Origin of the sequence: Sedimenticola selenatireducens DSM 17993, from assembly GCF_000428045.1 — a bacterium.
In the GTDB taxonomy this organism is placed as follows: Bacteria; Pseudomonadota; Gammaproteobacteria; order Chromatiales; family Chromatiaceae; genus Sedimenticola; species Sedimenticola selenatireducens.
On the sequence record NZ_KE386614.1, the window covers coordinates 139,230 to 147,984 of the forward strand.

The following is an 8,755-nucleotide window of genomic DNA, read 5'->3' on the forward strand; positions in this document are numbered from 1 at the left end:
TTATCGCGTTACCGCGCGGTAACCATCACGTGGATTTGCGAACGTTTTTTGCCAGATTTATTTTCATCCTTGCCGTGCTGATCACGGTTTCCGCGACCGACGCGGCCGAGGGGGTCGGCACGGTTCGTATCGGACTGACGCCGACGATCCCGAATGATCAGTACCGGGTGATAGAGGAGTGGCGTCTCTATATGGAGCGGGAGCTGGAACGGCCGGTGGAGTTCGTCTGGCGCAACAGCTATATCGAAACGATGGATCTGCTGCGCGTCAACAAGCTCGACTATGCCTGGATCTGCGACTACCCCTTCGTCTATTTCAAGGGCCAGGTCAAGCTACTGGCGGTACCGCTCTACCAGGGCCGGCCCTACTACCAGTCGTACCTGATCGTACCGGCAACGGATGACCAAACAACTTCCATCGATCAGCTGAGAGGTAAGATGTTTGCCTATGCCGATCCCTACTCCAATACCGGGTATCTGACACCGCGCTACCTGCTTGCCCAGTCCGGCGAGGACCCGGATCATTTTTTCAGCAAGACATTTTTTACTTTTTCTCATCGCAAAGTGATGGAGGCGGTGGCTCTCGGTGCGGCGCAGGGTGGGGCGGTCAGCAGCCATGTCTGGGACACCCTGCTTAAAACCACGCCAGAGCTGGCACAGGGCACACGCGTCGTTTCCAAATCGCCCGAGTACGGATTTCCCCCCCTGGTTGCCCGGCCCTCGGTGAGCGAGACTGAGTTCCGTACCATGCAAAAGCTACTGCTCAAAATGATGGCAAGCGAGGAAGGGCAGTCGTTGTTACGGAGGCTCAATATCGATGGCTTCATCGCCGGTGAGCCATCGCTTTATGACCGGGTCGATCAGATGATGCAGGTGGTTGGTAAAAAATGAGATCGCCATTCGACCTGAGCTTCCGCCTGAAGATACCGCTGTGGGGGAGCCTGCTGATTGTCGTCACCACCCTGGCGATCTCCGCCTCGATGATGGTCCAGGCGTACAACGATGTCCGAAGCGACCTGGTGAGCAGTGCTTCCAGTCTGGGCGGAACACTGGCACGAACCCTGTTTCCCGTCATGTTGCGTGATGACGTCTGGCAAGCCACCGAGATCATCAGGGCATCGCTGCATGGCGGGCTGGAATCAAACGTACTCCGTCCGGAGCTGGTGTTTGTTCTGGACAGGGAACAAAAGGTATTCATCTCCAGCCAGCCTCAATCCATACCGCTGCTCGCGGATATTCGACAGAGCGGTGAAGAGTATCGCCGGTTGGTGAACTGGCTTGCAACCAATAGCGAGCCGGCGGTCCGAAGCCTGGAGCTGGCGAAGTTCCATCGCATCTACGTGACAACGCCCATTGTCGATACAGGAGCCTACCTGGGTACGCTGGTCACCGTACATTCAAAGGACGCCCTGTTGTCGCGCTTTTACAGCGTCGCCTGGCGCGGTATGGGCATAGGTCTGGTCGTACTGGCCATTCTGCTGCCGATCAACTGGTTCTGGGGTCGCCGCACCGCGGTCCCGATGGTGCAGCTGACCAACAGTATTGTCGATGTGACGCGGGGCAGGGTCACCCCCCTGCCGCCACAAAACTATACCCACCGGGATGAGCTGGGTGACCTGTTCGAAGCCTATGAAATAATGGTGGAGTTTTTACAGGACAGAGCGCGCCTCGAACAGGGCATGATCCGAGCGGAACGCCTGGCCGCGATCGGCCGGTTGTCCGCCGGTATCGCCCACGAGATCAACAATCCGCTGGGGGGCATGCTGGTCGCGTTGAACAATTTCCGGCGCCGCAACGGGCAGGACGAACGTGCACTGGCAACCGTATCGATGATCGAGCGCGGTCTGCATCAGATTCACGAGATCGTCAATGCCATGCTGGTGGAGGCCAAGGGTAAGGCCCGGGATTTCGCGCCGCAGGATGTCGAGGATATCCATCAATTATTGGCCTCGGAAACCAGGAAGCACCAGGTGACCCTCCAGATCGACAGCAATATCGAACGGCCCGTGCCCTTGCGCGCCACCCTGGTGCGCCAGATCCTGATGAACCTGACGCTCAACGCGATTCAGGCCTCGGATCGTTCGGGTGAGGTACGGTGCACGATCCATCTTGCCGGCGACCAGCTGATGCTGCACACCGAAAATGCCGGCAAAGCCATTCCACCGGAGGTGGTGGATCATCTGTTCGAGCCCTTTATAGGTAATAAAGAATCGGGCCATGGACTCGGCTTGTGGATCGTCTACCAGATCGTTCAGCAACAGAATGGCCGGATCCATGCGGAGAGCAGCGACGGCCTGACCCAATTCACGGTAACTCTTCCCCTCGGAGACGCGGCATGAAATCAACATCGGTGAGTGTTTGCCTGATAGAGGATGACGAACTCATGGGCGAGGCGCTAAGTGAGCGGTTCGAGATGGAGGGTTTCGACTTTGCCTGGTACAAACACGGCAAGGAGGCCCTGAAGTCCTTGCAGCGCCATAAGTTCGGCGTTGTGGTCAGCGACATCCGCCTGCCCGATCTGAGCGGGGAGGAGGTGTTCCTGAGACTGAGGCAGTCCCAACCCGACTGTCCACCATTCCTGTTCATGACCGGCTATGGGGTGCTCGACCAGGCGGTGCGCCTGCTCAAGCTGGGGGCCGCCGACTATATCGCCAAGCCGCTCGACGTGGATGATCTGGTACAGCGCATGCGCGAACTGGCGGGCCCCCTTGACCAGGCCGGCGCATCCGGTTTCTCGCTGGGTATTTCCAATGCCATGCGCCGCATCGAGCACACGCTATCGCGATTGGCAGAGTCGGATTGCACCGTGCTCATCACCGGCGAATCCGGTGTGGGCAAGGAGCGGGTTGCCCAGTTCCTGCATGAACTGGGGGGTGCCGATGCCTCCACTCCCTTCGTGGCGGTCAACTGCGGCGCCATACCGGAATCGCTGATGGAGGCCGAGCTGTTTGGTTTCGAGAAGGGCGCCTTCACCGGTGCGGTTAAAACGCGCCATGGGTATTTTGAGCAGGCGGATAATGGCACGCTCTTTCTGGACGAAGTGGGGGATATGCCCTTGTCCATGCAGGTCAAGCTGTTGCGCGCCATCCAGGAGCGCTACGTGACCCGTGTCGGCGGTGAAACCCCAATTCCCAGCAGCGCGCGAATCGTCTGCGCCACCCACCAGGAGTTGGCGCAGTTGGTGGAGTCCGGCGAGTTTCGTGAGGATCTCTATTACCGTATCAACGTCATCCACCTGCGCGTCCCGCCGCTGCGTGAACGGCGTGAGGATATCCTCTGGCTGGCCCGCCAGTTTGCCGAAGAGCAGTCAAGAAAGAAAGGTGGCCCCCCCTTCCACTTCAATCCTGACGCGGAGCGCGCCCTGTTGTCCTATGCCTGGCCGGGCAACATCCGGGAACTCAAGCATTGCGTGGAGCGCGCGTGCATCCTGGCGGATCGACCCGTACTCGGTCCGGAAATCCTGTCCCTTGGCGACTGCACTTCCGCGGAAGAATCCACTTTTCTTTCCGGTGACGGCCTGGTCTCCCACCTCGACGCCTGCGAGAAACGCTACATTGAACAGGCCCTCGCCGCCCATAACTGGCGTATCACCGAAACGGCGGATGACCTGGGCATCAGCCGCAAGAACCTCTGGCAAAAAATGCGTAAACACCAAATCGCCACTCCGGATAAATAGCCAGTACCGGAAAGTCGGACCGAAAAAAACCCCGCCGGACAGTCCGCGCGGGGTTTTCCTTGTTCTGGCGATGGTCGGGCCAGGCTTGCCCGGCCTGCCGCCGGCCGGCTTGTTACATCTTCCAGGAGTAGGCGATGCCGATGGAGTCCTGGTACATCTTCAGGTCCGCCTCTCCGCTGCCAAACGCGGCGGGTATGGAGCCGGATCCCTTCACCGAGTTCTCGAAGGCGTGCATGTAGCTGAAGGTGAGTTCCGAGCCGTTATCCAGCACCCAGGTGGCGCCCAGGGTCAGGTGGTCCTCCACCGTGGCGGGGGCGAGCATGTTGAACAGGGTCTCGGCCGCGGGGATGGGCTGGTCGGCATGGTTGTAGCCGGCACGCAGTGTCAGCTGCGGGCTGTACTGGTAGGCGATGCCCAGCTTGTAGACGGTCTGATCCTCCCAGCCGAAACCGAGACCGCCGTCGGTGCCGAGACGACCGTTAGCAGTGAAGGCGTTGGGGTTGGTGGTGGGGCCGCCGTTGTTGATCGCATTGATGTCGGCGTAGTTGATGCGCATCACGTCGGCGGCAATGACCAGCTTCGGCGTGGCCTGGACGGCGATGCCGATGGCGTAGTTCTCGGGGATGTCGAAATCGCCCTGCTCGGCGAACAGGCCCGAGTAGTCGTCAAACTCGGTCATGTAGGTGCGGGTCTGGTAGGTGGCGCCCAGGGTCACGCTGTCCGAGACCTTGCCTTGCCAGCCCAGGCGAATGCCGGCGCCGTAGGAGATATCGTGGCCATTGTCGGTGACATTGCCGAGATCGGCCGAGAAGGCGGCCTGATCAAAATTCTGCAGGCCCAACGCCTCGAAGGTCTGCACCGCCAGGTTAAGGCCGATGCCCAGCGAGTGGTTTTCGTTCAGTTTGAATGCGTAAGTGGGGACGATGAACAACTGGGCCAGGTCGACGCCGGTGCGGGTCGGGTAGGCGGCGCCATTGAAGAGCGTGAAACCGTCCTTGTAATCAGTGTTCATGCCGCCGTTGCCGAACACCGAGACGCCGAAGGAGCTGTTCTCGTCCAGCATGCGGTTGTAGCCGAACTCGGGGATAATGAAGTTCTTGGTGTCGCTGCCGTCGTGGTGGCCATTGCCGCCGCCTCCGTTTCCGGATACATCCGCGCTGCGTATCGGACGGAACCACTCGGCTCCGAGGTCCATGCGGTTGCCCACATGGACCATGCCGGCCGGGTTGGTGGCGGCGGCCAGCAGCTGTTTCTTGAGATGCATCTGTTAGTTCCTCCGCACACTCTGCCTGGCGCTACATCGGGGTGGCTGTGGCAGGAGTGTTGCTACTGTTTTTGGTTATCTTGGTATCGCTGTTCTTCTTATTGTCTGCGCATTGCCATAATGCGGATCGATTTAATCCATGTCAACTAGAAAAAATATTAGAATATTAGAGACTTATGTTTATTAGTGGAAGTTATTGGTGAATTGATTGGATTATGTAGTGGTTTACCATAATGCCCCGGACAAGCGGGCGGGAGCGGCGCTTTTTGGTAACAGGGGTTATCGTGGGTCAATGGCGATGACCGGCAGTTCAGAATGATAGTGCTGCAGCTCCCTGATCTCCTCCGCTCCATCGAGACCCGGCGATGTTACAGCGATCATGTTTCCGTCATCACCGCCTGGATCCGAGTCTTTGCGGCTGTTGGGGCGAGATTACTCATCGGCCGGCACAGAGCGCGCGCACGCTTGCAGCCAATTTGGCCATGTCCCTGATCGGTTTGCGGTAGAGATGCTCCGGCATGATCCCGATAGCGCCGAGCTCGGGAGAGATGGCGTAGTTGGGTGATCCGGTATGGAGCAGGAAGCGGATCTCGGGGTCCTTCCGGTGCAGCGCCTGGCAGGCCTCGTCGCCGTTCATGTCGGGCAGGCGCATATCCATGATGCATACCTGCACCCTTAGCCCCGTTTCAACCTTTCGCAACGCATCTTCGGCTGAATTGGCGACATCGACCTCCAGCCCTTCATCCTCCAGATAGGCCGCCAAATTGCAACTGATCAGCTCCTCATCGTCGACGATCAGGACCTTGGCCATCTCAATACTCCTCGTGCCGAGGTAGGCGCAGAGTGAACTTTGAGCCCATGCCCGGAGTGGACTCCACTTCCAATCGGCCATGGTGTTGTTCGGTGACGATGAAGTAGGCCACCGCGAGTCCAAGACCTGTCCCCATGCCTACCGGCTTGGTGGTGAAAAACGGCTCGAATAGACGGTGGCGAACCTCTGCCGACATCCCCGGCCCGTTGTCGATCACCTCCAGGCGTAGCCACTGTTCCTCGTCACGCAGCCGCAGGGTGATGGTTGGACAGGTTTGGTGTGGATTGCCAGCCATCGCCTGGGCGGCATTTTTCAGCACGTTGAGCAGCACCTGTTCGATGGCCAAGGCTTCGCAGGAGATCAGGTCGGAGCGGGTATCGTAGTCGCGTTCGATGGTGATGCGCCGGAAGTCGTAGTTTTTCTTGACGTCATAGTCGTGGCTGGCGAGATGCAGCACGGTCTCCACCAGTTCGGACAAGGGGGTCGGGACGAAACTCGAGGTGCCGCGCCGGCTATAAGCGAGCATTTCTGTCACGATTAGTGCCGCCCGCTCGGTAGCCTCCTGCATGCCTGCGATAAATTGAGAAAGTCCGCGCTCGGTCATATACCGGCGCATTGCGCCCAGGTCCAGGCCCACATTATTGGCCACCTCCCGGTTCTTGGGGATATCGTCGGAGAGCCGGCGCACCAGGTTCTGGCAGCTCTGGGCGATGATGCCAAGGGGGTTGTTGATCTCGTGGGCCATGCCTGCGGCCAGCCCCCCCACCGACATCATTTTCTCCGTCTGGACCATCATCTCCTCGATGCGGACTCGCTCGGTAACGTCATCGATACGGACAACTCCACCCAGACCCTCCGCAGAACTGAGCGGATATACCGCCAAGTCGATAACACGGCTGCTGCCACCGTTTTGCAGCGGGAGGCGCTCCTTGCGTACCGGATGGCGTTCGCGAATGGCGTGACTGATATCCCCCAGTTGAGCCTCCAGGAAAGGGAAGAGCTTTACCAGGGGTTGGCCTACGCCCTCCCTGATGTCCATATCCCGCTCCGCCGCGGCGAAGTGGTTCCAATGGGTAATAATGCCCTTCTGGTCCACGCCGACCAGGATCGACGGTATGGAGTCGATGATGTCCTGGAGATAGGTCCGGGCGTTCAGCAGGAGCTTTTCCGCCTCTTTCTGTTCCGTCAGGTCATGGATGATGCCGATAAAGCCATGGAACTCCGCTACCTTGACTTCCCCCACCGAGAGGTAGATGGGGAAGACGGTGCCGTCCTTGCGTCGTCCCTCCACCTCACGGCCAGTGCCGATGATATGGGGATCGTCGGTCTCCAGGTAACGGGCGATATATTCGTCGTGATGCCGGCTGTAATCCGGTGCCGCCAACAGTTTGATATTGTGCCCCATCACCTCTTCCGACGCATAACCGAAAAGGCGCTCGGCAACCGGATTGAACAACTCGATGTTGCCGCGGGCATCGATGGCGATGACGGCATCGGCGACGTTGTTCACGATTTCCCTTACCCGGGGGTCGACGCTCCAGAAACGAACACGCTGCATTTGGCCTACTGAGGTATCCATCATTACGCTCGTGTTCCGGTCCACTTGGACCCAATACCCACCTATCTGCCGGCACGCCCTCAGTATAGTTGACTGAATTTGTCGGGTAATGGTTCAGGTGTGACATGATATGGGGGGCAGGCCCGAGCGGAGATTGCTGTATGGATAACGCATTGATACACAAAATAATTATACTGATTCAGGTGATTTCAAAAAAACAGGGCGCCGGCGCACCGAGATAAGCGTAGGTAGAGTAGTGGAGGTGAAATTCCTCTGTTTGACAAAGCGCTAGCCATCCGCCCAGATCACGGGTAACGGGCTGCTGTACGCAAGGGCAGGGGTTCAGCGTTGGCAGGGGAAGATGCAGGCGCGGCGAGCTATGGGGGCTGAGGGGCTATAATGTACCTGCCCGTCGCGGATTTTAGGGGGACGGGGCAGTTGGTAAATTCTTGGAAAAGCTGTTGACAGCACCCCCTCGATCAAGCAGAATGCCGGGCTTCGTGGAGGGGTTCCCGAGTGGCCAAAGGGATCAGACTGTAAATCTGACGGCTCCGCCTTCGGAGGTTCGAATCCTCCCCCCTCCACCAGCTTAAATTGTACTGCGCGATATGGCGCGGTACGGTAGGTGGAAGGCTCTCCTGCATTGGTTGTGGGGGAGGAGGCGAACCGATAAGAGGTTCGACGGGGAGCGCAGCGACCCGAACGTCGCGCGTAGCGCGACGGCCCGGAGGGCGAAGGCCGCAGGCCGGAGTAATCCTCCCCCCTCCACCACTGAATTTGAAGCGGTTTTGGTGAGCGATCAGTCGCTTGGCAGCGCGGGTGTAGTTCAATGGTAGAACTTCAGCCTTCCAAGCTGAATACGTGGGTTCGATTCCCATCACCCGCTCCATATCGAGTCCTTCGCCAGGGCTATTATGATAGTTACGTAGTGCAAGGCCCATGTAGCTCAGTTGGTAGAGCACACCCTTGGTAAGGGTGAGGTCAGCAGTTCGAATCTGCTCATGGGCTCCATAATCTAGTCCCGTGTACCGTCGGTGCACGGGTTTATTTGTCATAAGTTTTTAGAGCGAACCTTTCGGAGATTGAGTCGATGTCCAAGGAAAAATTCGAGCGTACAAAACCCCACGTAAACGTGGGAACCATTGGTCACGTTGACCACGGTAAGACCACGTTGACGGCGGCGATCACCAAGGTGATGGCGGAAGCGCGGGGTGGAGTATTTAAAGACTACGCTGACATCGATAATGCACCGGAAGAGCGTGAGCGTGGAATNACCATTGCGACCGCGCACGTGGAATACGAGTCGGATGCGCGTCACTATGCGCACGTTGACTGCCCGGGGCACGCGGATTATGTGAAAAACATGATCACGGGTGCGGCGCAGATGGACGGCGCGATTCTGGTGGTTTCTGCCGCGGACGGTCCGATGCCGCAGACCCGCGAGCAC

The 8,755-nt window shown here is 58.6% G+C and carries 7 protein-coding genes, 3 tRNA genes and 1 other RNA gene; 8 read left to right on the plus strand and 3 right to left on the minus strand.

Annotated elements, in window-relative coordinates:
- The first annotated feature begins 29 nt into the window (after positions 1-29).
- From A3GO_RS24660 to A3GO_RS0119365, 3 genes are read left to right on the plus strand one after another with little or no spacing between them, the layout of a single operon-like run.
- A complete protein-coding gene (locus tag A3GO_RS24660; RefSeq protein ID WP_245621793.1) occupies positions 30-890 on the plus strand; it encodes a substrate-binding domain-containing protein in 861 nt (286 codons plus the stop codon).
- Complete coding sequence (locus tag A3GO_RS0119360) at positions 887-2,338, plus strand: sensor histidine kinase (RefSeq protein WP_029134804.1); 1,452 nt, start codon at positions 887-889, stop codon at positions 2,336-2,338. Before A3GO_RS24660 ends, A3GO_RS0119360 begins: the two co-directional genes overlap by 4 nt.
- Entirely contained in the window at positions 2,335-3,675 is a 1,341-nt protein-coding gene (locus A3GO_RS0119365) for a sigma-54-dependent transcriptional regulator (RefSeq protein ID WP_029134805.1), read from the plus strand. The genes A3GO_RS0119360 and A3GO_RS0119365 overlap by 4 nt, the downstream gene beginning before the upstream one ends.
- Positions 3,676-3,787: 112 nt before the next feature.
- On the opposite strand, the gene A3GO_RS24665 is transcribed toward A3GO_RS0119365, so the two are convergent.
- The 3 genes from A3GO_RS24665 to A3GO_RS24670 all read right to left on the minus strand — a co-directional run bounded on the left by A3GO_RS24665 (position 3,788) and on the right by A3GO_RS24670 (position 7,332).
- Positions 3,788-4,939: an OmpP1/FadL family transporter gene (locus A3GO_RS24665; RefSeq protein WP_037376046.1), complete on the minus strand. Its 1,152-nt coding sequence runs from the start codon at positions 4,937-4,939 to the stop codon at positions 3,788-3,790.
- A 436-nt stretch (positions 4,940-5,375) separates the two neighbouring features.
- Entirely contained in the window at positions 5,376-5,750 is a 375-nt protein-coding gene (locus A3GO_RS0119380; protein WP_037376049.1) for a response regulator, read from the minus strand.
- A gap of 1 nt (position 5,751) precedes the next feature.
- Entirely contained in the window at positions 5,752-7,332 is a 1,581-nt protein-coding gene (locus A3GO_RS24670) for a PAS domain-containing sensor histidine kinase (protein ID WP_051302670.1), read from the minus strand.
- Positions 7,333-7,810: 478 nt separating this feature from the next.
- Here A3GO_RS24670 and A3GO_RS0119390 point away from each other — a divergent pair.
- From A3GO_RS0119390 to A3GO_RS0119405, 5 genes are all read left to right on the plus strand, one after another.
- A tRNA-Tyr gene (locus A3GO_RS0119390) sits at positions 7,811-7,895 on the plus strand.
- A 51-nt stretch (positions 7,896-7,946) separates the two neighbouring features.
- Positions 7,947-8,079, plus strand: a non-coding RNA gene (locus A3GO_RS25915) — RtT sRNA.
- A 44-nt stretch (positions 8,080-8,123) separates the two neighbouring features.
- A tRNA-Gly gene (locus A3GO_RS0119395) sits at positions 8,124-8,197 on the plus strand.
- A gap of 46 nt (positions 8,198-8,243) precedes the next feature.
- Positions 8,244-8,319, plus strand: a tRNA-Thr gene (locus tag A3GO_RS0119400).
- A 79-nt stretch (positions 8,320-8,398) separates the two neighbouring features.
- The coding region (locus A3GO_RS0119405; protein WP_029134807.1) for a GTP-binding protein at positions 8,399-8,755 on the plus strand (357 nt) is incomplete at its 3' end.